This window comes from Rubrivivax sp. JA1055 (assembly GCF_020966565.1).
Lineage (GTDB): Bacteria > Pseudomonadota > Gammaproteobacteria > Burkholderiales > Burkholderiaceae_C > Rubrivivax > Rubrivivax benzoatilyticus.
Genome location: NZ_JAJKFP010000002.1, coordinates 95,388 through 120,609, shown reverse-complemented (window position 1 = coordinate 120,609; position 25,222 = coordinate 95,388). Strand labels below are relative to the sequence as shown.

24 protein-coding genes are annotated in these 25,222 nt (G+C 71.3%); 12 read left to right on the top strand and 12 right to left on the bottom strand.

Features of this window, described 5'->3' with window-relative positions; all coding sequences use genetic code 11:
* The 6 genes from msbA to LOC65_RS03660 are packed head-to-tail and all read left to right on the top strand — an operon-like array spanning position 1 to position 6,784.
* A complete protein-coding gene (gene msbA / locus LOC65_RS03685; RefSeq protein ID WP_230246677.1) occupies positions 1–1,755 on the top strand; it encodes a lipid A export permease/ATP-binding protein MsbA in 1,755 nt (584 codons plus the stop codon).
* Complete coding sequence (locus LOC65_RS03680; protein WP_230246676.1) at positions 1,752–2,495, top strand: polysaccharide deacetylase family protein; 744 nt, start codon at positions 1,752–1,754, stop codon at positions 2,493–2,495. Before msbA ends, LOC65_RS03680 begins: the two co-directional genes overlap by 4 nt.
* Positions 2,496–2,506: 11 nt before the next feature.
* Positions 2,507–3,580, top strand: coding sequence for a glycosyltransferase (locus tag LOC65_RS03675; RefSeq protein ID WP_230246674.1), 1,074 nt, complete (start codon positions 2,507–2,509; stop codon positions 3,578–3,580).
* Entirely contained in the window at positions 3,577–4,683 is a 1,107-nt protein-coding gene (locus tag LOC65_RS03670) for a glycosyltransferase family 9 protein (RefSeq protein ID WP_230246672.1), read from the top strand. The genes LOC65_RS03675 and LOC65_RS03670 overlap by 4 nt, the downstream gene beginning before the upstream one ends.
* Positions 4,680–5,759, top strand: coding sequence for a glycosyltransferase (locus LOC65_RS03665; protein WP_230246671.1), 1,080 nt, complete (start codon positions 4,680–4,682; stop codon positions 5,757–5,759). The genes LOC65_RS03670 and LOC65_RS03665 overlap by 4 nt, the downstream gene beginning before the upstream one ends.
* Positions 5,759–6,784 carry a polysialyltransferase family glycosyltransferase gene (locus tag LOC65_RS03660; RefSeq protein WP_164962808.1) on the top strand — a complete coding sequence of 342 codons (1,026 nt, stop codon included), beginning with the start codon at positions 5,759–5,761 and terminating at the stop codon, positions 6,782–6,784. The genes LOC65_RS03665 and LOC65_RS03660 overlap by 1 nt, the downstream gene beginning before the upstream one ends.
* Before the next feature lie 14 nt (positions 6,785–6,798).
* Here the strand turns inward: LOC65_RS03660 and pseI are convergent, their stop codons facing one another.
* From pseI to pseF (LOC65_RS03635), 5 genes are read right to left on the bottom strand one after another with little or no spacing between them, the layout of a single operon-like run.
* Entirely contained in the window at positions 6,799–7,842 is a 1,044-nt protein-coding gene (gene pseI, locus LOC65_RS03655; protein ID WP_164962894.1) for a pseudaminic acid synthase, read from the bottom strand.
* 34 nt (positions 7,843–7,876) lie between these two features.
* Positions 7,877–8,575 carry a class I SAM-dependent methyltransferase gene (locus LOC65_RS03650; RefSeq protein WP_230246670.1) on the bottom strand — a complete coding sequence of 233 codons (699 nt, stop codon included), beginning with the start codon at positions 8,573–8,575 and terminating at the stop codon, positions 7,877–7,879.
* Positions 8,572–9,780, bottom strand: coding sequence for an ATP-grasp domain-containing protein (locus LOC65_RS03645; RefSeq protein ID WP_230246669.1), 1,209 nt, complete (start codon positions 9,778–9,780; stop codon positions 8,572–8,574). Before LOC65_RS03645 ends, LOC65_RS03650 begins: the two co-directional genes overlap by 4 nt.
* The gene (locus tag LOC65_RS03640; protein WP_230246668.1) at positions 9,777–10,817 is read right to left on the bottom strand and encodes a PseG/SpsG family protein; all 1,041 of its coding nucleotides are present in this window, start codon (positions 10,815–10,817) and stop codon (positions 9,777–9,779) included. The genes LOC65_RS03645 and LOC65_RS03640 overlap by 4 nt, the downstream gene beginning before the upstream one ends.
* Positions 10,814–11,521 carry a pseudaminic acid cytidylyltransferase gene (gene pseF, locus LOC65_RS03635; RefSeq protein WP_164962812.1) on the bottom strand — a complete coding sequence of 236 codons (708 nt, stop codon included), beginning with the start codon at positions 11,519–11,521 and terminating at the stop codon, positions 10,814–10,816. Before pseF (LOC65_RS03635) ends, LOC65_RS03640 begins: the two co-directional genes overlap by 4 nt.
* Positions 11,522–11,983: 462 nt before the next feature.
* Between pseF (LOC65_RS03635) and pseB the strand changes: the two genes are divergently transcribed.
* From pseB to pseH, 4 genes are all read left to right on the top strand, one after another.
* Positions 11,984–12,982 (top strand): UDP-N-acetylglucosamine 4,6-dehydratase (inverting), encoded by a 999-nt coding sequence (pseB, locus tag LOC65_RS03630; RefSeq protein ID WP_230246667.1) that lies wholly within the window; start codon positions 11,984–11,986, stop codon positions 12,980–12,982.
* Entirely contained in the window at positions 12,979–14,133 is a 1,155-nt protein-coding gene (gene pseC, locus LOC65_RS03625) for a UDP-4-amino-4,6-dideoxy-N-acetyl-beta-L-altrosamine transaminase (RefSeq protein WP_206023496.1), read from the top strand. The genes pseB and pseC overlap by 4 nt, the downstream gene beginning before the upstream one ends.
* Positions 14,130–14,828: a pseudaminic acid cytidylyltransferase gene (gene pseF, locus LOC65_RS03620; protein WP_164962814.1), complete on the top strand. Its 699-nt coding sequence runs from the start codon at positions 14,130–14,132 to the stop codon at positions 14,826–14,828. Before pseC ends, pseF (LOC65_RS03620) begins: the two co-directional genes overlap by 4 nt.
* A gap of 131 nt (positions 14,829–14,959) precedes the next feature.
* Positions 14,960–15,532: a UDP-4-amino-4,6-dideoxy-N-acetyl-beta-L-altrosamine N-acetyltransferase gene (pseH, locus tag LOC65_RS03615; protein WP_230246666.1), complete on the top strand. Its 573-nt coding sequence runs from the start codon at positions 14,960–14,962 to the stop codon at positions 15,530–15,532.
* Here the strand turns inward: pseH and gmhB are convergent.
* The 4 genes from gmhB to LOC65_RS03595 all read right to left on the bottom strand — a co-directional run bounded on the left by gmhB (position 15,529) and on the right by LOC65_RS03595 (position 18,311).
* The gene (gene gmhB, locus LOC65_RS03610; protein WP_230246664.1) at positions 15,529–16,170 is read right to left on the bottom strand and encodes a D-glycero-beta-D-manno-heptose 1,7-bisphosphate 7-phosphatase; all 642 of its coding nucleotides are present in this window, start codon (positions 16,168–16,170) and stop codon (positions 15,529–15,531) included. The genes pseH and gmhB overlap by 4 nt on opposite strands.
* Positions 16,167–16,643, bottom strand: coding sequence for an adenylyltransferase/cytidyltransferase family protein (locus tag LOC65_RS03605; protein WP_009856340.1), 477 nt, complete (start codon positions 16,641–16,643; stop codon positions 16,167–16,169). Before LOC65_RS03605 ends, gmhB begins: the two co-directional genes overlap by 4 nt.
* A gap of 67 nt (positions 16,644–16,710) precedes the next feature.
* The gene (gene rfaE1 / locus LOC65_RS03600; RefSeq protein ID WP_009856339.1) at positions 16,711–17,661 is read right to left on the bottom strand and encodes a D-glycero-beta-D-manno-heptose-7-phosphate kinase; all 951 of its coding nucleotides are present in this window, start codon (positions 17,659–17,661) and stop codon (positions 16,711–16,713) included.
* Between the two features lie 80 nt (positions 17,662–17,741).
* Positions 17,742–18,311, bottom strand: a complete 570-nt coding sequence (locus LOC65_RS03595) for an SIS domain-containing protein (protein ID WP_009856338.1) — start codon at positions 18,309–18,311, stop codon at positions 17,742–17,744.
* Positions 18,312–18,543: 232 nt separating this feature from the next.
* On the opposite strand from LOC65_RS03595, the gene LOC65_RS03590 reads away from it, so the two are divergent.
* On the top strand, positions 18,544–18,858 hold the full coding sequence (locus LOC65_RS03590; protein ID WP_164962818.1) for a helix-hairpin-helix domain-containing protein: 315 nt from the start codon (positions 18,544–18,546) through the stop codon (positions 18,856–18,858).
* A gap of 49 nt (positions 18,859–18,907) precedes the next feature.
* On the opposite strand, the gene LOC65_RS03585 is transcribed toward LOC65_RS03590, so the two are convergent.
* Together LOC65_RS03585 and dnaE are read right to left on the bottom strand one after the other, a co-directional pair.
* Positions 18,908–19,417 carry a hypothetical protein gene (locus LOC65_RS03585; RefSeq protein WP_009856336.1) on the bottom strand — a complete coding sequence of 170 codons (510 nt, stop codon included), beginning with the start codon at positions 19,415–19,417 and terminating at the stop codon, positions 18,908–18,910.
* Positions 19,418–19,502: 85 nt separating this feature from the next.
* Complete coding sequence (gene dnaE / locus LOC65_RS03580; protein ID WP_230246663.1) at positions 19,503–23,012, bottom strand: DNA polymerase III subunit alpha; 3,510 nt, start codon at positions 23,010–23,012, stop codon at positions 19,503–19,505.
* A 97-nt stretch (positions 23,013–23,109) separates the two neighbouring features.
* On the opposite strand from dnaE, the gene LOC65_RS03575 reads away from it, so the two are divergent.
* Positions 23,110–24,057, top strand: coding sequence for an alpha/beta fold hydrolase (locus tag LOC65_RS03575; protein ID WP_164962820.1), 948 nt, complete (start codon positions 23,110–23,112; stop codon positions 24,055–24,057).
* Here LOC65_RS03575 and LOC65_RS03570 read toward each other — a convergent pair whose 3' ends face one another.
* Positions 24,058–24,993 (bottom strand): serine/threonine dehydratase, encoded by a 936-nt coding sequence (locus LOC65_RS03570; protein WP_230246662.1) that lies wholly within the window; start codon positions 24,991–24,993, stop codon positions 24,058–24,060.
* Positions 24,994–25,222 lie beyond the last annotated feature (229 nt).

The window sequence follows — 25,222 nt, the reverse complement described above, 5'->3', positions numbered from 1 at the left end:
ATGAAACCAGACAACTCGTTCGCGCTGTACCGGCGGCTGCTGCAGTACGTGCGGCCCTACACGAAGGTCTTCGTGCTCGGCGTGCTGGCGATGGTCGTCAACGCCGCCGCCGAGGCTTCGGTCCCGGCGCTGTTGAAGCAGCTGATCGACGGCAGCTTCGTCGAGAAGGACCCGAAGCTCGCGCACGTGATGCCGCTGGCGCTGGTCGCGCTGTTCGCGGTGCGCGGCCTGTCCGACTATGCCCACACGGTGGCGCTCAACAGCGTCGCCACGCATGTCGTGCTCGATCTGCGCAACGCGGTCTTCGCGCGCCTGCTGACCCTGCCACTGGCCTTCTTCGACCGCCAGCCCTCGGCCGTGCTGATGGCGCGCCTGACGCACAACGCGCAGCAGGTCAACCCGATCATCACGATCTCGCTGATCACGATCGTCAAGGACTCGCTGACCGTCGTCGGCCTGCTCGGCTACATGCTGTGGCTGAACTGGAAGCTGTCGCTGCTGTTCTTCACCGTGCTGCCGGTGATCGGGTGGGTGATCCACTCGGTCGGGCGACGGCTGCGCCGCTACAGCCACGCGCAGCAGGACTCGGTGGGGGCGCTGTCGCACGTCGCCGACGAGGTGCTGGGCGCCCAGCGCGAGATCAAGGTCTTCGGCGGCCAGGCCTACGAACAGCGGCGATTCGCGGAGGTCGCCGGCCTGCTGCGCCGCTACACGATGAAGTCGGTGCGCACCTCGGCGGCCAACAGTCCGCTGGTGCAGCTGATCGCCTCGCTGGCGCTGGCCGGGATCATCTACTACGCGACGCTGGCCTCGCAGAGCAACGACCTGACGGTCGGCGGCTTCGTCTCGTTCTTCGGCGCGATGGCGCTGCTGCTGGGGCCGCTGAAGCGGCTGTCCAACGTCAACGAGACGCTGCAGCGCGGCCTCGCGGCGGCAGCTTCGCTGTTCGAGGTCCTCGACGCCGAACCCGAGCGCGACGAGGGCACGCGCACGCTGGGCCGCGTCAGCGGGCACCTGCGCTTCGAGGACGTGGTCTTCCGCTACCCGAACACCGAAGGCAACGCGATCGACCGCGTGACGATGGAGATCGCCGCCGGGGAGTCCGTCGCGCTGGTCGGCGCGTCGGGCAGCGGCAAGTCGACGCTGATGTCGCTGATCCCGCGCTTCTATGCGCCCGACGGCGGCCGCATCCTGCTCGACGGCGTGGACACCCGCGAGGTGCGGCTGGCAGACCTGCGCGCCAACATCGCGCTGGTGACGCAGCACGTCGTGCTGTTCAACGACACGGTCGCTGCCAACATCGCCTACGGCGCGCCCGGCGAGCCGACCCGCGAGGACATCGAACGCGCCGCCGAGACCGCGCATGCGATGGAATTCATCCGCGAGTTGCCGCAGGGCCTGGACACCCAGATCGGCGAGAACGGAGCCCGCCTGTCTGGCGGCCAGCGCCAGCGCCTGTCGATCGCACGCGCGCTGCTGAAGGACGCGCCGATCCTGCTGCTCGACGAAGCCACCTCGGCGCTGGACACCGAGAGCGAACGCATCGTCCAGCAGGCGATCGACAACCTCAAGCGCGGCCGCACGACGGTGACGATCGCGCACCGGCTGTCGACGATCGCCAACGCCGACCGCGTGATCGTGATGGACCAGGGCCGCGTCGCCGAAGTCGGCACGCACGACGAACTGCTCGCCCGCGGCGGGCTGTACCACAAGCTGCACCTGATGCAGCACCGCCAGAGCGAGATCTCCGAATGAACACGGCCCCGCTGAAGACGCCGCCGGCCGAGCCGCCGCTGTCGGTGCTGATGTACCACCAGTTCGGCCACTTCGACCGGCCGAAGGCGCATCGCGCGCAGTTCTGCGACAGCGCGCGCTTCGGTTCGCAACTGGCCTATCTGCGCCGCATGGGCTTCGACGTGATGTCGCTGGAATCCGCGCGGCAAGCGCTGTTCGAGGGCGCCGCGCTGCCGCGGCGCGGCGTCGTGCTGACCGTCGACGACGGCTACCAGAACTTCGCCGACCACGCCTGGCCGGCGCTGCAGGCGCAGGGCATGCCGGCGACGGTGTTCATCGTCACCTCGCTGGTCGGGCGCAAGTCGGAGTGGCTGCAGGGCTTTGCCGAGCAGCCGCCGCTGATGGACGCGCCGACGCTGCGCCGCCTGCGCCGCGAAGGCGTGCATTTCGGCTCGCACTCGCTGACGCACCCGCGCCTGTCGCGCCTGGCCCCCGAGCAGATGCGCGCCGAGATCTTCGACAGCAAGGCCGCGCTCGAGGACCTGCTCGGCGAGGCGGTCACCGACTTCTGCTATCCCTACGGCGACTACGACGAACGCGCACGCGACTACGTGCGCGAGGCCGGCTACCGCACCGGCCTGACCTGTATCCGCGGCAAGGCCAACGGCGCACGTTCGCCGTTCGACATTCCGCGCAAGGCGATTTCCTGGGGCGACAACCTGCTCGGTTTCGCCTGGAAGCTGCACTTCAAGCACGACTGAACACCGCCCCGATGCGCATCCTGCACGTCCTGCACAGCCACGGTTACGGCGGCGCCGAGAACCACTGCCTGATGCTGATGCGCGCCCAGCGCGCCGCCGGCCACGAAGTCGAGTTCGCCGGGCCGCTGGATTCCTGGATCGGCCTCGCCTGCGCCGAGGCCGGCATCCCCGCGCACCACGTCGCGATGCACGGGCTCTACGACCTCGTCTCTCACTGGCGGCTGCGGCGGCTGGTGGCGCGGCTGGCGCCGGACATCGTGCACGGCCACCTGATCCGCGGCGCGGCCTACGCGGCGCGCGCGCAGCACGGCCACCGCGGCTGCGTCGCCGTCTGCACGGCGCACGCGACGACGGCGCGCAAGCACATGGGCGGCTGCCGGCACGTCATCGCGGTTTCGGCGGCGGTGCGCGACAACCTGATCGCCGCCGGCTACGCCGCCGACACCGTGACCGTCGTTCGCAACGGCGTCCCCGAGGTCGGCACGCCCGACAGAGCGGCGCTGCGCCGCGAACTCGGCATCCCGCAGGACGCGTTCGTCGCCGTCAACGCGGGGCGGTTCATCCCCGACAAGGGGCAGGATCTGCTGGTGCAGGCCATGCACGATCTGCCGGCCTCGGTCCACGTCGTGCTGATCGGCGCCCCCGACACCGCCTACGGTCGCCAGGTGCTCCAGACCGCTGCCGGACTGGAGCGGCTGCACTTCGCCGGTTATCGGCGTGACGCCGCCGATCTGCTGCGCGCGTTCGACGCCTACGTGCTGTCGTCACGCCGCGAAGCCCTGCCGCTGGCCATCGTCGAGGCCATGTCCGCCGCCTTGCCGATCGTGGCCACCCGGGTCGGAGGCGTGCCGGAGATCGTCATCGACGGGCGCAACGGTCTGCTGGTCGAACCGGGCGACGCCGGAGCGCTCGCGCAGGCCCTCGGCAAGCTGGCCGCCAATCCGGAGATGGCGCGGCGAATGGGCGAGCGAGGCCGGGAGACCTACAGCGCGGAGCTGACCGTCGACCTGATGACCCGCCAGACCCTGCAGGTCTACGAGGCGCTGCGCACCACCTCCGGCCCCGCCGCCGGGAACGAGCCGTGAACCCCCGCCCCGTTCTTCCGCTGAAGCTGCCCGCCGGCCGCCCGCCGCGCATCCTGATCGTGCGCCTGAGCGCGATCGGCGACGTCGTCATGGCCTCGGGCCTGATCCGTTCGCTGCGTGCACGCTGGCCCGACGCGACGATCCACTGGCTCGTCGAGCCGCCGGCGGCGCCGCTGCTGGCGCACAACCCGCGCCTGGACGGCGTCAAGACGATGCCGCGCGCCGTGCTGCAGCAGCTCTGGCGCGAGCGCCGCCTGGGCGCGCTGGCCGGCGAGGTGCTGGCCCTGCGCCGCCGGCTGCGTGCCGAGCGCTACGACCTCGTGCTCGACGCCCAGGGCCTGCTCAAGAGCGGCTTCTGCGCCTGGCTGACCGGCGCGCCGCAGCGTGTCGGGCTGCGTTCGCACGAAGGCAGCCAGCACCTGATGCACCACCGCGTGTCGCCACCCGCCGGCGCCGACCGCCGCATCGGCAGCGAGTACCGGGCGCTCGGCGTCGCGCTCGGCGCTGCCGAGTCCGACTTCCGCCTGGACCTCGCCGTCGGCGCGGCCCCGCGCGAACGCGCGCGCGCCGCGCTCGCCGAGGCCGGCGTCGCCGGCCGCTGGGTCGCGCTGTGCCCGTTCACGACGCGGCCGCAGAAGCACTGGTTCGAGGACCGCTGGGCCGAACTGGCCCAGGCCTTCGCGGCGCGCGGCCTGCAGCCGGTGATCGTCGGCGGCCCGGGCGACGTGGAGGCCGCGGCGCGCATCGCCGCCCTGGCGCCGGCGGCGGCCAACCTCGCCGGCCGGCTCAAGCTCGACGAGACCGTCGCCGCGCTGGCCGAGGCCGCGCTGCTGGTCGGCGTCGACACCGGCCTGACGCACATGGGCACGGCGCTGGACGTGCCGACCGTCGCGCTGTTCGGCTCGACCCGGCCCTATCTCGACGCGGCCACGCCGCGCACCGTCGTGCTCTACGACGCGCTGCCGTGTTCGCCCTGCCGCCGCCGCCCGAGCTGCGCCGGCCGCTTCGACTGCATGCGCGCGCTGGAAGTGCAGCGCGTGTTCGACACCGCGACGCGGCTGGCCGACGGCACCCCGACCCTCCCGATCCTCCCCGTCTCATGAAGGTTCTCCACGTCGAGGCCGGCAAGCACCTGTACGGCGGTGCGCTGCAGGTCGTGTTCCTGGTGCGCGGGCTCGGTGCCGAGGGCGTCGACAACGTGCTCGCCGCGCCGCTGGGCAGCGCCGTCGCCGAGGCGGCCGCGCCGCACGCGCGCGTCGTGCAGATCGAGATGGGCGGCGACGCCGACCTCGGCATGCTCGGCCGCCTGCGCCGCCTGATCCGCGCCGAGCGCCCGGACGTCGTGCACCTGCACAGCCGCCGCGGCAGCGACCTCTGGGGCGGGCTGGCGGCGCGCCTGGAAGGCGTGCCGGTGGTGCTGAGCCGGCGTGTCGACAACCCCGAGCCGCGCGCCTGGGTCGGCCTCAAGTACCGGCTCTACGACCGCGTCGTGACGATCTCCGAGGGCATCTTCCGCGTGCTCGAGGCCGAGGGCGTGCCGCGCACCAAGCTGCGCTGCGTGCCGAGTTCGGTCGACGTCGAGCAGTACCGGCCCGGCCGCGGCGAACGCGCCTGGCTGGAGGCCGAGTTCGGCCTCGCGCCGGACGAGCTGGCGGTCGGCATGGCCGCGCAGTTCATCGCCCGCAAGGGCCACCGCACGCTGCTGGCGGCGCTGCCGGCGGTGCTGGCGGCGCACCCGCGCACGCGTTTCCTGATCTTCGGCCAAGGGCCGCTGCGCGAGGCGATCGAGAACGAGGCGCGCGCCGCCGGCTTGGTCGACCGGGTGCTGTTCCCGGGCTTCCGCCAGGACCTGCCGCGCGTGCTGCCCAACCTCGACCTGCTGGTGCACCCGGCCGAGATGGAAGGCCTGGGCGTCGCGCTGCTGCAGGCCGCGGCCTGCGGCCTGCCGATCGTCGCCGGCCGCGCCGGCGGCATCCCCGAGATCGTGCTGCCGGGCGTCAACGGCGAGCTGATCGAGCCGGGCGACACCGCCGCGCTGGCGCGCCACCTGAACACGCTGCTGGGCGACGCCGCGCTGCGCGCGCGCTACGGCGCGGCCGGGCGCGAGCACGTCGTCGCGCGTTTCTCGGTGGCGGCGATGGTGCGCGGCAACCTGCAGGTCTACCGGGAGATCGCCTGATGAACGCGGGCCGGGACGTCGTCGCGGTCTTCTTCGTCGCGTCGCCGCTGCACTATCTCGCCGCGCGCCGGGTGGCACTGGACCACGAGGCGAACAGCCGCCGTGTCATCGTGCCCTACCGGCCGGACGCGAGGCGCTTCATCGACGCCAGCGACTGGGATGCCGTCGCCTACGCACCCTGGCCGCGCTTCGATCCGCTGCCGGGTGCGTTCGGGAGACTGCGCCGCCTGAAGCAGAACATCGCCACGGTCGCCGCAGCGGTCGGGCCCTGCGCCGAGATCCGGCTGCACAGCCCGGTGTTCGATACCGAGGCGGTGAACTACTACCTGCGTGCGCTGCCGCGGCGCTGCGGCGCCGGCACGATGCACGCCCGCATCCTGCCCGACGGGCTGATGAACATCGCCCGCCACCCGCTGGGCCCGGTGCGCGAGGCCGCCCAGTGGCTGCGCAAGCTGCGCAGGCTGGCGGCGCCGGAACTCGACTACTGGTGTTTCCGCGGCGATCGCACCGCAGCCGAGGCGCCGTTCGTCGACCGCATCTACACGCTGGCGGGATTCCCGCACGACTACCCCCGCGGACGCACGGTCGAGCTCGCCCCGCTGATGCAGCGCCGGTCAGACGACAGCGGGTCGAGCGCGATCGTCATCGGCCAGCCGCTGCAGGCGCTGGGCGTGATGAGCCAGGCGGACCACGACGCGACCCGCGACGAGATCGCGCGCTGGTGCCTCGAGCGCGGCATCGACGACATCGTCTACAAGGGCCACCCGCGCGATGGCCGCGACGAGTTCAGACCCGCCGGAGCGCGCAAGATCGAACTCGACGTGCCGCTCGAGGTGCATCTCTCGCAGACCCCGTACCGGGCGGTGCTCGGGGTCAACTCGACGGCACTGTTCCTGGCGCGCCAGATCTGCGCGCCAAGTACCGCGGTGGTGTCGTTCGGCACCGACCGCATCCGCACCCAGGTCCCGCAGCAGCACCAGGCGTCGCGGGAGATGATGGACCGGCTGGGCATCGAGCGCCGCTGAGCCGGCCGCGCTGCTCAGGCGAGAAACTCCCAGGCCATCGGCGTGCCTTTGCTCAGGTCACGATTGACGCGCCGGCCGAGCAGCATCTCGTAGTACTTCGGCTCCAGGCCGTGGCCGGGACGGATGCGGCGCAGGTTGCGGACCGTCAGCACGTCGCCGGCCTTCAGGTCTTCGCCGACGTACAGCGAGCGTCGGCGCAGCCGCGCCTTCTCCTCAGGCGCGGTCGGGCCGTAACGGACCGCGCCGAGCGCCAGCCACGCACGCTCCGACTCGACGACCAGGCTGCGCAGCTCGGCGGGCTCGATCGAGAACGCCGAATCGACGCCACCGTCGGCGCGCGCCAGCGTGAAGTGCTTCTCGATGACCGTCGCACCGCAGGCCACCGAGGCGATGGCCGCACCGATGCCCATCGTGTGGTCGGACAGGCCCACTTCACAGCCGAAGACGTCGCGCATGTGCGCGATCGTCCTGAGGTTGGTGTTCTCGGGGCTGGCCGGATAGGTGCTCGTGCACTTGAGGAGCACGAGATCACGACAGCCGGCGGCACGCGCGGCATCGACCGCCTCCGCGATCTCGGCGACGGTGGCCATGCCGGTGGAGATGATCAGCGGCTTGCCGGTGCGTGCCGCACGCCGGATCAGGGGCAGGTCCACGCACTCGAACGACGCGATCTTGTAGGCCGGGGCATCCAACTGCTCGAGGAAGTCGACCGCCGACTCGTCGAAAGGCGAACTGAAGCAGGCCAGCCCGCGCTCGCGGGCGCGCTGCATGATCGGCGCGTGCCACTCCCAGGGCGTGTAGGCCTCGTTGTAGAGGTCGTGCAGCGCGCGGCCGGCCCACAGCGACTTCGGGTCGTGGATCGTGAACTCGCCTTCCGCGACGTCCAGCGTCATCGTGTCGGCGGTGTAGGTCTGCAACTTGATCGCGTCGGCGCCGCAGTCAGCAGCGGCATCCACGATCGCCAGCGCGCGCTCGAGCGAGCGGTTGTGGTTGCCCGACATCTCGGCGATCACGTAGGGCCGGCTGTCGGGGCCGATGTCACGTTCGAGGATCTTCATGTCCGTGGGCCGCGCGCGAGCGCGGCAAGAGGTTTCAGTCGCGGATCGCGTGAACGATCCACCAGGAGTGTCGCTGCATCTGCGGTCCCTGCCACCAGTCCATGCGTTCGACCCCGTGCACGCGAAGACCGGTGCCATCGAGCAGCGGGGCGATCGCGCCGTGATCGAGGAAGGTGTAGGCGCTGCCGGCGTAGGGGCCGGCGCGATCGTCCAGCAACCAGTGGCCGGCCGGCCCCTCGGCACCCAGCCCGGCGAACCAGTTGTCCTGAGTCCGCAGGTTGAAGAGCGCGTGTCCGCCCGGTTTGAGCAGGCGGGCGGCGTCGCCGAGCGTGCGCTTCATCGCGTCGGGCGGCATCAGGAACAGCGTGCCCCAGGTCAGGAAGACGTCGAACGCCGATCTCGGCAGGTCGGGATGGTCGAGCGGGCCGAGCACGACCCGGCCCGCTCGCGAGCCGGCGCCCAGGATCTCGTCCCCGAGGGCCATGGCATCCTCCAGCAGCTCGGTGCCCCAGGCCTGCAGGCCCTGGTCCAGCAGCAGCTGGAGGTGGCGTCCGGAACCGAAACCCATCTCTATGGCCGCAGCGTCGGCGGGCAACGAGGGACGGATGCGCGCCAGCCAGCGCACGACGGGCTCGCTGGGATAGCGCAGCCGGTTCGCCGCCAGTTGCCCGCGCCAGACCCGGCCCGGGGACGTCGTCTGGTAGTCGGTCGCAACCATGGTGATCTCCTTCACTCGATCGTGATCGCCAGCGCACGGCAGAGCTCACGCCACGCGGCATCCAGCGCAGGTTCGTCGTCGGCGACGACGATTGCGTGGCCGGCATGCCACCAGTCGGCGCCCGACGCCATGTCCGGCACCACATCGCCCTCGTTCAGCGCAAGCCGCAGCGAGACAACGCCCGGCACGGCCCTGGCCCGTTCCGGTGAGCCCAGCGAACGAACGGTGCCCGCCCGGTCGACGACGCCGGCCAGCCGTCCGATGCGCCGCCGCGTCGGCTGGAACGAATACGACAGGCCCAGCGTCATGCGGATCGCCTGTTCCTGGACGTCGACGCCGAGGCAGGCCGGCAGCAGCACCGAACTGAGGCCGAAACCCGAAGGCCGCCCCGAGAGTTCGATGATCGTCACCTCGCCGGCGTCGGACACCATCACGTCGGCGTGGAACAGGCAGTCGTGCAGCCCGATACAGGCCGTGGCACGGCGCATGGCTGCGTCGATGCGCTGCATCGTGTCCGGCGCGAGCCGCACCGGGCCGGTGTAGGCCAAGGCCACTCGCGCAGGCGGCGGCGACATGAGCTTGCGGCGCAGCGACAACACCGAGCAGACACCGTCGGCGACCACTCCGTCGACGCCGTACTCCTGACCGCGGAGGACCGACTCCACCAGCGCGCCGCCGGCAAAGCGCTCCAGCAGGTCGGCGCCGTGTCGTTCGAGGAAGTCGTCGAGTTCGGCTGCATCGGCCAACAGCGCGACACCGCGGCTGCCACTGCCGCTGGCGGGCTTGACGACCAGAGGGAAACCGACACGCCGGGCCGCCGCCAGCACCTCGTCTCGGGTGGCCGCCGGCAGCGACATCGGCTGCGCCAGGCCGGCAGCGGCGAAAGCCGCTCGCATCAGTGCCTTGTCGGTGCACAACCGCGCGGAGCGCGAGGAGATCCCACGGAAGCACAGCGCGTCGTTGACCGCGCCCACGGTGGCCAGCACGGCGCCCAGAGGCACCGGGACCACGCCACGCGCGCCGGTCCGCCGCACGACGGCGACGACGGCATCGGCGTCGCGCAGGTCGACGACCTCGGCTGCGTCGGCCAGGGCGAGCCCCGGAGCGCTGGCATTGCCGTCGAGCGCGAACACGCGCAGTCCCAGGCGCTGGGCAGCCGCGATGCCGGCGACCTGCTCGTCACCGGCGCCGATGCAGACGAGGTCGAAGCCCGCCTTCATGGCTGCCCCCGCACCGCGGCCACGACCTCGAGCAAGGCCGCGGCCACCCGATCGCCCCCCTGACCGTCGACGGCGGCGCGGCCGGCCTCGGCCATGCGCTGCCGGGGCGCGGCAGGCAAGGCCGCCACGAACGCGTCGGCCAGTTCCTGCGCCCTCACCTGGCCCAGCTCGCCCAGGTAGGTTCCGGCGCCGATCTGCTGCCAGCCGCGGCCCTGTTCGATCTGGTTGTCGGCGATGGCCAGCATCAGCATCGGCAGGCCACAGCAGGCGGCCTCGAAAGTGGTCGTCCCTGCGGCCAGCACCGCAAGACCGGCGGCCCGCATCAGGCCCGCGACATCCCCGGGCTGGATCAGCCAGCGCACGCGCGCGTCGCCCGCGTAGCGTTGCAGGTAAGCGGCATTGGCCGGGTTGTGCCGGCCGCTGACGACGACGAACCGCAGGCCCGCGGGAGCCACGGGAAGCAGTGCATCGAGCGCAAAACCGAGCGCGCCGCGGTCGTCGCCGCCGCCGAAGCTCAGCAGCACCTCGCTCACCGCGGAGGCCGCCGCCCGCGGCGCCTGGCCAGCAAACTCGTCGCGAAGAATGGCCCAGGCCGGCCCGATCAGCAGGCGCGCGTCGGTTCGGTCGGCCGCACGGCGATACGGCTCCTCGGGCGTCGCGGGGCTGTAGTTCAGCACCAGATCGGCCAGCAAGGGCATGTCGGCCTGGGCCTGGAACTGAAGCCAGGGCAGGCCGGCCGCGCGCAGCTGCTGCTGGTACGCGAGATCGACGCGGTAGTCGTCGAGCACGGCGCCACGCGCCCGCAGCGTGCGCGCAAAGGCCAGCAGCGCCTGCGCATCGGCTTCGCCGCCGCGCCAGCCGCCGGCCGGCAGCCAGGCATCGAACAACGCTTCGTCGTCCCGAGTCCGGTACGCCGGATCAGGCCCGAAGAGCGCGACCGCGCAGCCGCGGCGGCGAATCGCCGACGCGAGGGCCCGGCAACGCGCGAGATGCCCCATGCCGACCACCGGGCCGGCGTCGCAACGGACGACGATCATCGCGGCGCCACCGGCTCTTGGCCGTCCAACAAGCGCATCAGCAGTTCGGCACGGCGCCAGTCTTCCTCGGTGTCGATGTCCTGCACGCGCTCGCGCGGCAGGACGATGGGCACCGAGCACTCGGAAAAGGTCTCGAGACCGTCCAGAAAGGCCGACGTGCGCCCCCAGTAGAACTGGCCGGCGTCGTGGAATGCGGGTTCGAGGTCCTGCGAACGCGTCAGCCGTGTCGACGGGTCGATCATCTGCACCCGCCCATCCGCCGTGCGGCGCAAGGCACGCTGGATCGGGTACGGAAAGCTGGCGACGGTGAAGGCGAACTCGGCGCCGCTGGACTCCAGCGTCGCGAGGCCGGCACGAAGGTCGGCCGCGCGCACGAACGGGGCCGTGGCATAGAGGCAGCAGACGCGGTCGACGGCACCCCAACGCTGCTGGGCATCGAGGATCGCGTGGTTCACGACCGGACGGGTCGGCGTGAAGTCGTCCGACAGTTCGGCCGGGCGCGTGAACGGGGTCTCGGCGCCGAACCGGCGGGCCAGCTGCGCGATCTCGGCATCGTCGGTCGACACGACGACGTGTTCGAAGCAAGCGCTGGACAGCGCCGCCTCGATCGACCAGGCGATCATCGGCCGGCCGCAGAACGGTTTGGCGTTCTTGCGCGGAATGCGCTTGCTGCCGCCTCGTGCGGGAATGACGCAGAGATTCAAGGCCGCCCCTTCGTCGGTCGCCGCGGACTCAGGGGAATAGGAGCAACGCCCGGGATGCGACGGACGCCGCAGCCGGCGGCACGCCAACCACTCTTGTAGATCAACATGTTGATTACCAGGAACACCAGGAGAACGCCACAGCGTTCGGGCGTCGGACTGGCATCCGGTGACGAATCAGGTGAAGACTGACCCGTCACGCACCAGAACGACGCGCAAGACGTCATTCTCGGTCACACGGGACCGTTTTCCTCGCTGTGCCGCTCAAGACGGGACCGAGTCCGCCTGCCGGCAGCGGCGCGAGGACGCCGGGGCAGGCACCAAGCGGCATCGACCGGCCGCCGGACAGACGACGAACCCGAAGACGGTGAGCTTTGGACTTCCTCATCGCATTGGGCCTGCGAACACAGGACAATGCGCGCCAAGATCGCACTCCGGCTTCCGCGCCGGGCCCCACTCGACATCATGCTGACGCAAAAGTCCATCCTCATCACCGGCGGCACCGGCTCCTTCGGCAACACCTTCGTGCCGATGACACTCGCCCGCTACAACCCGCGGCGGCTGGTCATCTACTCCCGCGACGAAATGAAGCAGTGGGAGATGGCCAAGAAGTTCCAGGGCGATCCGCGGGTGCGTTTCTTCATCGGTGACGTGCGCGACCGCGAGCGCCTGTATCGCGCGCTGGACGGCATCGACGTCGTGGTGCATGCGGCGGCGACGAAGATCGTGCCGACCGCGGAGTACAACCCGTTCGAGTGCGTCAAGACCAACGTCATCGGCGCGATGAACCTGATCGACGCCTGCATCGACAAGGGTGTCGAGCGCGTCGTCGCGCTGTCCACCGACAAGGCGAGCAGCCCGGTCAATCTCTACGGCGCGACCAAGCTCGCTTCGGACAAGCTGTTCGTCGCCGGGAACTCCTACGCCGGCGCCCACGGCACCCGCTTCGCGGTGGTGCGCTACGGCAACGTGATGGGCTCGCGCGGCTCGGTGATCCCGTTCTTCATGTCGATCCGCGACCGAGGCGTGCTGCCGGTCACCGACGAACGCATGACGCGTTTCATGATCACGCTGGAGCAAGGTGTCGAACTGGTCTGGCACGCCTTCGACGACATGGTCGGTGGCGAGATCTACGTGCGCAAGATCCCGTCGATGCGCATCGTCGACCTCGCCCGGGCGGTGGCGCCGGAGGCACGCATCGAGTTCGTGGGCATCCGGCCGGGCGAGAAACTGCACGAGCAGATGATCAGCCCGGAGGACTCGTTCTACACCTACGAGTACGCCGACCACTACAAGATCCTGCCGGCCATCCACAACTGGGACGCCAGCGCGGAGCGCATCAAGGACGGCGCCAAGGTCCCCGAGGGCTTCGACTACTCCAGCCACACCAACAGTGACTGGATGAGCGCCGAGGCGCTGCAGTCCTGGATCGCCCAGAACCGCGAAAAGATCGGTCTGCTGTGAAACCCATTCCCTACGGCCGTCAGGACGTCACTGCCGAGGACATCGCCGCCGTCGACGCGGTGCTTCGATCGGACTTCCTGACGCAAGGCCCCGAGATCCCGGCGTTCGAGGCCGCAGTCGCCTCGGCCTGTCAGGTGCCGCACGCCGTCGCCGTGCACAGTGCCACGGCAGCGCTGCATATCGCCTACCTCGCACTGGGCCTGGGCCCGGGCGACATCGTCTGGACCAGCCCCAACACCTTCGTCGCGACCGCCAACGCTGCGCTCTATTGCGGCGCCGACGTCGACTTCGTCGACATCGACCCCGGCACGCTCAACCTGTCGGTTTCGGCGCTCCAAAGGCGGCTGGAGGATGCAGCCGCGCGCGGACAGCTGCCGCGCATCGTCACGGCAGTGCACTTCGCCGGGCAGAGCTGCGCGATGCGCGAGATCCGTGCGCTGGGCGAACGCTACGGTTTCGCCATCGTCGAAGACGCGTCGCATGCCATCGGCGGGCGCTATCTGGACGAGCCGATCGGGAACTGCCGCTACAGCGACATCACGGTCTTCAGCTTCCACCCGGTGAAGATCGTCACCACCGCCGAGGGCGGCATGGCGACGACCCGCGACGCCGCGCTCGCGCGGCGCCTCGAACTGCTGCGCAGCCACGGCATCACGCGCGACACCTCGCGCATGGAGAACCCGGCCGATGGTCCCTGGTACTACGAGCAGGTCGATCTCGGCTTCAACTACCGGATGACCGACCTTCAGGCGGCGCTCGGCCGTTCGCAGATGTCGCGGCTGCAGGCGTACGTCGAACGCCGCCACGCGCTGGCTCGACGTTACGACGACGCCTTGCGTGGCTTGCCTCTGGACATCGCGGAGCGCCGCGCGGACAACCGCTCGGCGCTCCATCTGTATCCGGTCCGGCTGCACGACGCGACCCGTCGCCGCGCGGTGTTCGAAGCGCTGCGCGCCGACGGCATCGGTGTCAACGTGCACTACATCCCGGTGCACCTGCAGCCGTTCTACCGCCGCCGCGGCTTCGATCGCGGGCAGTTCCCGGTGGCCGAGGCCTACTACGACGGCGCCATCTCGCTGCCGATGTTTCCGCGCCTGGCCGAGGCCGAGCAGGACTACGTCATCGAGCGGCTTCGGCGGCAGCTCGCATGAAGGTCGCGGTGATCCCGGCGCGCGGCGGCAGCAAACGGATCCCGCGCAAGAACATCCGAGAGTTCGCCGGCCGCCCGATCATCGCCCACTCGATTGCCGCAGCGTCGGCCAGTGGCTGTTTCGATCGCATCGTCGTCTCCACCGACGACGACGAGATCGCCTCGATCGCACGCGCCTGCGGTGCCGAGGTGCCGTTCAGGCGCCCGGCCGAGCTCTCCGGCGACCATGCAGGCACGGCCGGCGTGATCCGCCACGCCATCGAACAGTTGCAGCCAGGCGCTGGCCGCATCGAGTACGCCTGCTGCCTGTACGCCACCGCTCCGTTTCTGCGGGCGCAGGACATCCGGCAGGCCCTGGCGCTGCTGCAGCAGCGTGGCTGCGACTTCGTCTTCAGCGTCACCGATTTCGGCTATCCGATCGAGCGAGCCCTGCACCTGGGACCGAACGGCGAGGTGTCGATGATCCGGCCGCAGGACTACGCCACGCGATCCCAGGATCTCGTGCCGGCCTTCCACGATGCCGGGCAGTTCTACTGGGGACGCGCCCAGGCGTGGTGCGACGGGCGCCCGGTCTTCGGACCCGACGCGGTCGCGCTGCGCCTGCCGCGCCACCGTGTGCAGGACATCGACACGCCCGAAGACTGGGAGCGCGCCGAGTGGCTGTACCGCGCGATGCAGGCGCTGGGAGACGGCTGACGGAGAGGGCCGGAACGCCTTCGGTGCTGGCGGCAGGCCTGTTGTCGATTCGATCTCGTGACACCGGCGCAGACGCCGATCGCACCGTTTGGGACAAGGCCGCAGACATTTCGAAGCCCGAAGGAGCCGACATGAACCCTGCCGATCATCTGAGGCCGGCGGCCGACGAGGACGTGGAGACGATGCGCCAGTGGCGCAACGACCCTCGCGTGCGGGCCAACATGTACACCCAGCACGAGATCGGCGAGGCGGAGCACCGCGCGTGGTGGGAGCGAACCCGCGCCAGCCCCGCCCACCGTTACTTCGTCGCGATGCTCGATGGCAAAGCCTGTGGCGTCGTCGGCTTCAGCCACATCGACCCGGTGCACGGACACGCGTTCTGGGCGTTCTACTCCGCACCCGACGCGCCGCCGGGAAGCGGCAGCCGCATGGAGGTGCTGGCACTGGATCACGCCTTCGGGCCGCTCAGGCTGCACAAGCTGTGCTGCGAGGTCCTGGCGTACAACCAGCCGGTGCTGCGGCTGCACCGCAAGTTTGGCTTCGATGTCGAGGGCATCTTCCGCGAGCACTACGCCACCGACACCGGCCGTGTTGACGTGCACCGCTTGGCGATCTTCGAGCGCGACTGGCAGCAGCGCCGCGGCGAGATCATCGACCGGCTGGCGCAGCGCAAATCGCGGTCAGCGACGGCGCCGGCCCGCTAGCTGACCGCCGGCGCGACGGCGATCAGGCCCTTCTCTGCCGCGACCGACAGCGAAGCGGCCACAACATCGGCGAGTTCGGCACCGTCGGCCAGCGTTCCCGCCTCGGCGACGAGCACGACCCGGCCGACACCGGCCGCGCGCGCGGCCTGGGCGTCGCTCGCCTTGTCGCCGACCAGCACCGACTCGGCGAGCGAGATTCCGAGCTCCTGCGCAGCCCGAAGAATCATCCCCGGCGCCGGCTTGCGGCAGTCGCAGTCGCGCGCGTAGGCCGCGACCGAGCCCTTCGGGTGATGCGGGCAGTGGTAGACGCCGGCCAGCGGCGCGCCGGCGGCGGCGAGTTCGGCCTTCATCCGCGCCGTCAGCGCCTCGTAGTCGGCCTCGGTGTAATAGCCCCGCGCGATGCCCGACTGGTTGGTCACGACGACGAGTTGCCAGCCGGCCTGGTGCAGCCGGCGCATCGCGTCGACGGCGCCGGGCACGAACTCGAAGTCCTCCCAGCGCCCGACGTAGCCGTGATCGACGTTGACCACGCCGTCGCGGTCGAGGAAGACGGCGCGCGCGCGCTGTGGGGCACTGTCCGGCCTGGCGGCCGGTCCCGCCTGGCGGGAATGGGCCCCGAACGAGTCCTGCGGGCTCATGTGCCGGCGCGGATGCGTTCGACGAGCCGCGTCGTCGAGTAGCCGTCGACGAAGGGCAGCGCCAGCGCCGTGCCGCCCCAGCCGCGCACCAGCCGCGTCTCTTCCAGCGTCTCGATGTCGTAGTCGCCGCCCTTGACGTAGACGTCGGGGCGCAGCTCGGCCAGCAGCGCCACCGGCGTGCGTTCGTCGAACCAGGTGACGAGCGACACCGATTCCAGTGCCGCCAGCACCAGCGCGCGGTCTTGCTCGCCGTTCAGCGGCCGGTCCGGGCCCTTGCCCAGACCACGCGCCGAGACGTCGCTGTTGACGCCGACGACCAGCGAGCCGCCGAGCGCGCGCGCACGCTCCAGGTAGCTGACGTGGCCGCGGTGCAGCACGTCGAAGACGCCGTTGGTGAACACCCACGGCCGCGGCAGCGCCGCCAGCCGCGCCGGGGCGTCGGCGCGGGCGCAGAGCTTGTCCATGAAGCTCATCGGGGCACCCTTCGGCCTTGCGGCCGGTCCGCCAAGCGGGACTGAGCCCCGGACAAGTCCTGTGGGCTCATGCGAACAGCTCGTCGTAACCGACGCTGGCCGTGCCGAAACGGCCGACGACGATGCCGCCGGCGCGGTTGGCCCAGGGCATCGCGTCGCTTGCCGGCAGGCCGGCGGCGATCAGCGCGGCCATCGTCGCGATGACGGTGTCGCCGGCGCCGGTGACGTCGAAGACCTCGCGGGCGTCGGCGTCGACGTGGCGCTCGCCCTGAGCGTCGTACAGCGTCATGCCTTCTTCGGAGCGCGTCAGAAGCAGCGCCGCCAGCCCCAGGCGCTCGCGCAGCGCACGGGCGCGTTCGCGCAGCTCGTCCTCGCTGGCCCAATGGCCGACGACCTGCGCCAGCTCGGCGCGGTTCGGCGTGATCAGGTCGGCACCGGCATAACGCGAGAAGTCGCTGCCCTTGGGGTCGACGAGCACCGGCTTGCCGGCCTCGCGCGCCATCGTGATCATGCGGCCGACGTGGGCCAGCCCGCCCTTGCCGTAGTCGGAGAACAGCACCGCGTCGTGGCCGGGCAGCTCGCGCTCGAAGTCGTCGAGCAGCTGCGCCAGCACCTCGTGCGTCGGCTGGTTCTCGAAGTCGATGCGCACCAGCTGCTGCTGGCGGCCGATGACACGCAGCTTGACGATGGTGCGCAGTTGGGCGTCGGCGCCGAGCACGGCGCGAACGTCCTGGGCCTCGAGCAGCGTGCGCAGCCGGCGCGCGGGCTCGTCGTCGCCGACGACGGTCAGCAGCGTCGCCTGCGCGCCGAGCGCACGCACGTTCAGCGCGACGTTGGCCGCGCCGCCCAGGCGCTCCTCCTCGCGGTTGACACGCACCACCGGCACCGGCGCCTCCGGCGAGATGCGGTCGACGGCACCGTGCCAGTAACGGTCGAGCATGACGTCGCCGACGACGAGCACGCGGCACGCCGCCAGCGCCTCGCGCGCCGGGCGAGGCCAGGTGGCGGTGACGCTCACGGAGGGGCTCACTGGGGCACCCTTCGGCCTGGCGGCCGGTCCCGCCGAGCGGGAATGAGCCCCGGACAAGTCCTGAGGGCTCATGCCAGCCCCAGCTTCTGTTCGACCAGCCCGCACAGCGTGTGGCCGATCAGGATGTGCGCTTCCTGGATGCGCGCGGTCGTCGTGCTCGGCACGACGATCGCCTGGTCGCAGCGCGTGCGCAGCGCGCCGCCGTCGCGGCCCAGCAGGCCGATCGTCGTGAGGCCCAGTTCACGCGCGGCGTCCACGGCGCGCAGCACGTTGGCCGAGTTGCCCGAGGTCGAGAGGCCCAGCAGCACGTCGCCGGCACGGCCCAGCGCGCGCACCGGACGCACGAACACGTCGTCGAAGGCGTAGTCGTTGGCAATGCTGGTCAGCGCCGAGGTGTCGGTCGTCAACGCGATCGCCGCCAGCGGCCGGCGGTCGTGGATGAAGCGGCCCGTCAGCTCGGCGGCGATGTGCTGGCTGTCGGCGGCGGAGCCACCGTTGCCGCAGATCAGCAGCTTGCCGCCGGCCTCGAGCGCACGCGCGATCGTGTCGCCGGCGCGTTCGACCTCGGCGTCGAGCGTGTCGAGCCGAGCGAACAGCGCCCGGTGCTCGGCCAGGTTGTGGGCAAAAAGGGAAGTCATCTCGGGAGGTTCACCGTCTCGCGCCGCGGTGCGCGGCGGCGGCGGAGACTATAGCCGGCCACCCCCGGCTGGCGGGGTGCCGCGGCGCAAGCGATCGCCCTGCACGGGGCACCGCTCGGAGGCGCCCCGCGGAGGGATGCGCGCCCCCCGCGGGCTCCGAAGAATGCGCCCCGTGCACCGTCGGCATGGGGCCGGCGGGCCACGACGGCACCTGGTGCCGAGGGAGCCCTCCATGAAGCGATTCCTGCGTCCCGCCGCCGCACTGCTGTTCGCGGCCTTCGCCTTCAACGCCCATGCCGCGGTCGACGCCAACCAGGCCAGTCAGGCCGAGCTCGAAACCGTCAAGGGCATCGGCCCGGGCCTGTCGGCCAAGATCCTCGAGGCGCGCAAGGCCGGCGCGTTCAAGAGCTGGGCCGACATGGTCGACCGCGTGCCCGGCATCGGCGCGGGCAACGCCGCACGCTTCTCGCAGGCCGGGCTGACGGTGGCCGGCGCCGGCTGGAGCGGCGGCGAAGCCAAGGACACCAAGCCGGCGAAGGCGAAGTGAAGAAGTGCCGGCGCGTGCCGCCCCGCACGCGCTGGCGGAGCCGCCCGCGTCAGCCCTGCGGGCCGCGATGGCCGTCGCGGGGCCCGGGCGGGCCGCGGCGGTCGTCGCGCCGGTCATGGCGGTCGTCGCGGCGATCGTCACGGCGGTCGTAGCGGTCGTCACGGCGATCGTCGCGGCGCTCGTAGCGGTCATCGCGCCGGTCGTCGCGCCGCTCGTAACGCACCTCGCGCGCCGGCATCACATGGCTGCGATACCAGCGGTGGTCAACGAAGTACACCGGCACGCCGCAGGCACCGTAGTCCCGGCAGTGCTTGCGCCAGTTCTTGCGGTGGCCCGGCGGGACCCACATGTAGACCGGCTGCGGCGCCACGGCGACCGGCCGGCCGATGATCACCGGCTGCGCGACGATGACCGCCGGCTGCGGATAGCGGCCGATGTCCACGCGGCCGTAGATGCCCGGCTGGCTGATCTCGACCGACACGCCGACATTGGTGGCTTGGGCGGGTGCGCCCACCAGCGCCAGGATGCTCAGGCAGGCGCTCGCGATCGTCTTTCTCATCGGGTCTCCAGACAGTGTTTCACGAGAACCTAACGCTGCCTGCCGCACGGCGGATGTCAGACAAGGCCGCGCGAAACAAACCCTTTCATTCGTAGACGATGGCCGCGCGTCCCTGGTCGGCGATCGTCTTCCAGCGCGCCAGCGCCTCGTCGCAGGGCCAGAAGCGGGCGTCGCTGCCGAGGTCGAGCTCGCCGACGGCCGTCGCACGCTTGAGCTTCAGCCGCACCGCCAGGCCCTGCTGGGTCTCGCCTTCCTCGGTCTCGACACGGCGCGCCGGCCAGAGCTTCAGCACGTCGGCCACCGGCGGCAGGCCGCCGTTGAGTTCGACCGACAGGTAGCGGCCGTAACGGGCGCGCGCCGTCGCCAGGTCCCAGACCTGCTGCGCGTTCAGGCGCAGGCCGCCCGAGAAACGGTCGGGCTGCAGCTTGCCGACGACGATGACCAGCTCGTCCTCGCGCAGCAGCTCGCGGCTGGCGTCCAGCAGCTCCTCGTTGGCCACCGCCTCGATGGCCTCGCTGCCGTCGTCGAGCTTGAAGATCGCGACACGCCCGCGCTGGCCGTTGATGACGCGCAGCTCGGAGACGATGCCGGCCACCGACTGCGGCTCGCGCGAGTCGACCAGCTCGACGATGTCGCGGCGCACGAACTTGCGCACCTCGTCGCGGCAGGCATCGAACAGATGGCCCGACAGGTAGAAGCCGATGGCGATCTTCTCCTGCATCAGCCGCTCGCGCACCGACCACGGTTCCACCGCGACCAGCGCCGGTTCCTGCGTGCTCGATCCGTGCGCGTCGCCGAAGTCGAACAGCCCGCCCTGGTCCTTGTTGGCGGCCTGCGTGTCGGCCCACTCGAACGCCAGGCCGACGCTGGCCAGCGTCGAGGCGCGGTCGGGGTGCAGCGAGTCGAAGGCGCCGGCCTTGATCAGCGCCTCGACGACACGCTTGTTGACACGCTGGCGGTCGACCCGCGCGCAGAAGTCGAACAGGCTGCGGAACGGGCCGCCGCCGTCGCCGGCGCGGCCTTCGCGCGCCGCGACGATGGCCTCGATCGCGCCGGCGCCGGTGCCCTTGACCGCGCCCAGGCCGTAACGGATGCGCTTGTCCTCGATCGGCTCGAAACGCAGCGTGCCGGTGTTGACGTCGGGCGGATCGAAGCGGATGCCGAAGAGTTTGGCGTCGGCCAGCAGCGCCTTCAGCTTGTCGGTGTTGTCGGCTTCGATCGTCATGTTGGCCGCGAAGAACTCGGCCGTGCAGTGCACCTTGATCCAGGCCGTGTGATAGGCCAGCAGCGAGTACGCGGCCGCGTGCGACTTGTTGAAGCCGTAGCCGGCGAACTTCTCCATCAAGTCGAAGACCTCGTCGGCCTTCGCTTCGGGGATGTCCTTCTTGGCCGCACCCTCGCGGAAGATGACGCGGTGCTGGGCCATCTCCTCGGGCTTCTTCTTGCCCATCGCACGGCGCAGCAGGTCGGCGCCGCCGAGCGAATAACCGCCCAGCACCTGCGCCGTCTGCATCACCTGCTCCTGGTAGACCATGACGCCGTAGGTCTCGCCGAGCACGGTCTCCAGCAGCGGGTGCGGGTACTCCACCGTCTCCTTGCCGTGCTTGCGCGCGACGAAGGTCGGGATCAGGTCCATCGGGCCCGGGCGGTACAGCGCGTTCAGCGCGATCAGGTCCTCCAGCCGGCTGGGCTTGGCCTCGCGCAGCATGCCCTGCATGCCGCGTGATTCGAACTGGAACACCGCCTCGGTCAGGCCGTCGGAGAACAGCTTGTAGACCCGCTGGTCGTCCAGCGGCAGCGTCTCGTAGCTGAAGTCCTTCATGTTCGGCCGCCGCGCGACGATGAACTGGCGCGCCAGCTCCAGGATCGTCAGCGTCGCCAGGCCCAGGAAGTCGAACTTCACCAGGCCGATGGCCTCGACGTCGTCCTTGTCGTACTGGCTGACCGCGCTGTCGCTGCCGGGCTGCTGGTACAGCGGACAGAAGTCGGTGATCTTGCCCGGCGCGATCAGCACGCCGCCGGCGTGCATGCCGATGTTGCGCACCATGCCTTCGACACGCGTGGCCAGCGACAGCAGCTCGGCCACCTCCTCCTCGGCGGCCTCGCGGCGGTCGATCTCGGGCTCTTCCTGGCGCGCGTAGATGATGCCGGGGTCGGGCTTCTCGGGCACCTTGGCCAGCGTCACCGTCTTGCCCGGCGGCGCCGGGATCAGCTTGGCGATGCTGTCGACGTGGCCGTAGCCCATGCCGAGCACGCGGCCGACGTCGCGCAGCGCCGCCTTGGCGGCCATCGTGCCGAAGGTCGCGATCTGGCCGACCGCGTCGCGGCCGTACTTCTCCTTCACGTACCGGATCACGCGGTCGCGGTTGCCCTGGCAGAAGTCGATGTCGAAGTCGGGCATCGACACGCGTTCCGGGTTCAGGAAGCGTTCGAACAGCAGCTTGTACTGCAGCGGGTCGAGGTCGGTGATGAACAGCGCGTAGGCGACCAGCGAGCCGGCGCCCGAACCCCGCCCCGGGCCGACCGGACAGCCGTTGGCCTTGGCCCAGACGATGAAGTCCGAGACGATCAGGAAGTAGCCCGGGAAACCCATCTTCAGGATGGTGTCGAGCTCGAACTCCAGGCGCTCGACGTACTCGGGGCGGCGCTTCTCGCGCTCCTCCTCCTTCGGGAACAGCGCCACCAGGCGCTTCTCCAGGCCCTCGTGCGAGGCCTTGCGGAAGTACACGTCGATCGGCGAGCCGTCGGGCGTCGGGAAGTCGGGCAGGCGAGGTTTGCCCAGCACCAGCGTCAGGCTGCAGCGGCGCGCGATCTCGACGGTGTTGGCGATCGCGCTGGGCACGTCGGCGAACAGCGACTCCATCTGCGCCGCAGTCTTGAAGTGCTGCTCGCGCGTGAATCGCTTGATGCGCTTGGGGTTGGCCAGCGTCTCGCCTTCGGCGATGCAGACCCGCGCCTCGTGGGCCTCGAAGTCGTCGGGCTCGAGAAACTGGATCGGGTGCGTTGCCACGACGGGCAGCCCCAGCCGGGCGGCCAGCGGCACCGCGGCACGCACATGGGCCTCGTGGGTCGGCAGACCGGCACGCTGCAGTTCGAGGTAGAAGCGGCCCGGGAAGATCGAGGCCAGCTCGCGCGCGGCGGCGGCGGCGCGCTGCTCGTCACCGGCCAGCAGCGCCTGGCCGACCGCGCCCATGTCGGCGCCGGACAGCGCGATCAGCCCGCCCGACAGCTCGTGCAGCCACTCCCACTTCACCCAGGCCTGGTTGCGCTGCACGTTCTTCGTCCAGGCGCGCGCCAGCAGCTCGCACAGGTTCAGGTAGCCGCCGCGGTCCTGCACCAGCAGCGCCAGGCGCGTGGGCTGGCGCTCGGCGGCTTCGGGCAGCGGGTCCATCCAGACGTCGACGCCGACGATGGGTTTGACGCCCGCGCCGCGGCAGGCCTTGTAGAACTTGATCGCGCCGAAGAGGTTGGACAGGTCGGTGATGGCCAGCGCCGGCTGGCCGTCGGCCTTGGCGGCGCCGGCCGCGTCGTCGATGCGCAGCGTGCCGTCAACGACGGAATATTCGGTGTGCGTCCGCAGGTGAACGAAGGGCATGCGGGGATTGTAGGGAGGGGGTCGGCGCGGCCGGGCCGACCACGGGCGCTGCCTACAATGCCGCGCACCCCGGCTCCCGCGTCCCCGCCCTGCTGCCATGCGCCTGCTGTTCCGTGTCCTCGGCCTGCTGCTGATGGCCACCGCGGCGCTGCTCGCGATGTCGCGTGCGCCCGACCGCAGCGTCGAGTCGCTGGTCGCCAACTGGGCGCCGCCGCCGTCGGACTTCGTCGACCTGGGCGGCCAGCTCGTGCACCTGCGCGACGAGGGGCCGCGCAGCCAGGTGCCGCTGGTGCTGCTGCACGGCACCTCGTCCAGCCTGCACACCTGGGAAGGCTGGGTGCGCTCGATCGCGCCGGGACGCCGCGTCATCACGCTGGACCTGCCCGGCTTCGGCCTCACCGGCCCCTGGGCCGGGCGCTACGCGGGCCAGCGCTACGACGGCGAGACGCTGGCGCGCTTCGTCCTCGAACTGCTCGACCGGCTGGGCGTGCAGCGTTTCGCGGTCGGCGGCAACTCGCTCGGCGGCGAGGTCGCCTGGCGGCTGGCGGCGATGGCGCCACAGCGCGTCGAGCGCCTGATCCTCGTCGATGCCAGCGGCACCGTGTTCTCGTCCGGCGGCATGCCGCTGGCCTGGCAGTTCGCCCGCGTGCCCGGCCTGGGGCGCGCGTTCGAGTGGGTGCTGCCGCGCACCGCCGTCAGCCAGGGGGTCGCCAGCGCCTACGGCGACCCGTCGCGCGTGACGGCCGAACTCGTCGACCGCTACTTCGAGCTGACGCTGCGCGAAGGCAACCGCCGCGCGCTGGTCGAACGCCTTCGGTCGGCGCGCTCGGGCGAGGACGCCGACCGGATCTCGACGCTGCGCCTGCCGACGCTGATCCTCTGGGGCGGCCGCGACACCATCATCCCGCCGTCGGCCGGCGAGGACTTCGCGCGCCGCATCCCGGGCAGCCGGCTCGTCGTCTTCCCCGCGCTCGGCCACGTGCCGCACGAGGAAGACCCGGCGCAGACCGTGGCGCCGGTGCTGGAGTTCCTCGGCCTGGGCTGATCAGGCCAGCGTCGCCGGGTCCAGGTTGGCGCCGCAAACGACGACCGCGACACGCTCGTGCGCCGCCGGCTTCACCGCGCCGGACCACAGCGCCGCCAGCGGCAGCGCGGCCGCCGGCTCGACCGCCAGGCGCAGCTCGCGCCACAGGCGCCGCTGCGCGGCGTGGATCACCTCGTCGTCGAGCAGCGTCGAGACGACCGGATGGCGCCGGGCGACCTGCCAGGCGATGGCACCAAGCCGGCGCGCGCCCAGCGAATCGGCGGCCACGCCACCGACCTCGACGTCCACCGGCTCGCCGGCGGCCAGCGCCGCATGCAGCGTCGGCGCCCGCGCCGGCTCCAAAGCCTCGATGCGCGTGCGGCCCTCGAACCAGGCGGCGAGGCCGGCCACCAGCCCGCCGCCGCCGACCGAGACCAGCAGCCGGTCGGGCACGCCGGCCTCGGCCTCGATCTCGGCGGCCAGCGTGCCGGCACCGGCAACGACCTCGGGCTGGTCGTAGGCGTGCATGACCAGCGCGCCGGTCTCGCGCTGGCGCTCGACGCTGGCCGCGTAGGCGTCGGCATAGGCCGCGCCGTGCACGACGACCCGCGCGCCCAGCGCCGTCAGCGCGGCGCGTTTGGCGGCGCTGCTCACCTCGGGCACGAAGACCTCGCAGCGCACGCCCAGCGCCCGCGCCGCGGCGGCCACCGCGATGCCGGCGTTGCCACCCGACGCGACGATCGCGCCGGCCTCGGGCACCGGCCGCGACCGCAGGCGGTTGAACATGCCGCGTGCCTTGAAGCTGCCCGACAGCTGCAGCTGTTCCAGCTTCAGCCAGACCTCGGCGCAGTCCAGCCCCAGCGCGGCGCCCGGCAGGCGCCACAGCGGCGTACGACGCACGTCGGGTGCGATGCGGGCCGCAGCGGCGGCGATGTCGTCTCGGGTCGGAATCTGCATCCGCCGATGCTAGCCATGGCGCACGCCCGGCGCCGGCACGCGGGTACCGTGGCCCGACGCCCTCCCCTGCGGCCGCCTTCCGATGAAGGCCTCGAACGGGCCCGGCGTCCGGTGCGACTGGACACCGTCAGCGAGCGCTCCAACCTGGCGCTGGTCGAGACCCTCGCCGCCCCCTGCGCACGCCGGGCGTGCGACGCTGGAGCAGTTCGCGCGCTGCAAGGCCTTTCTC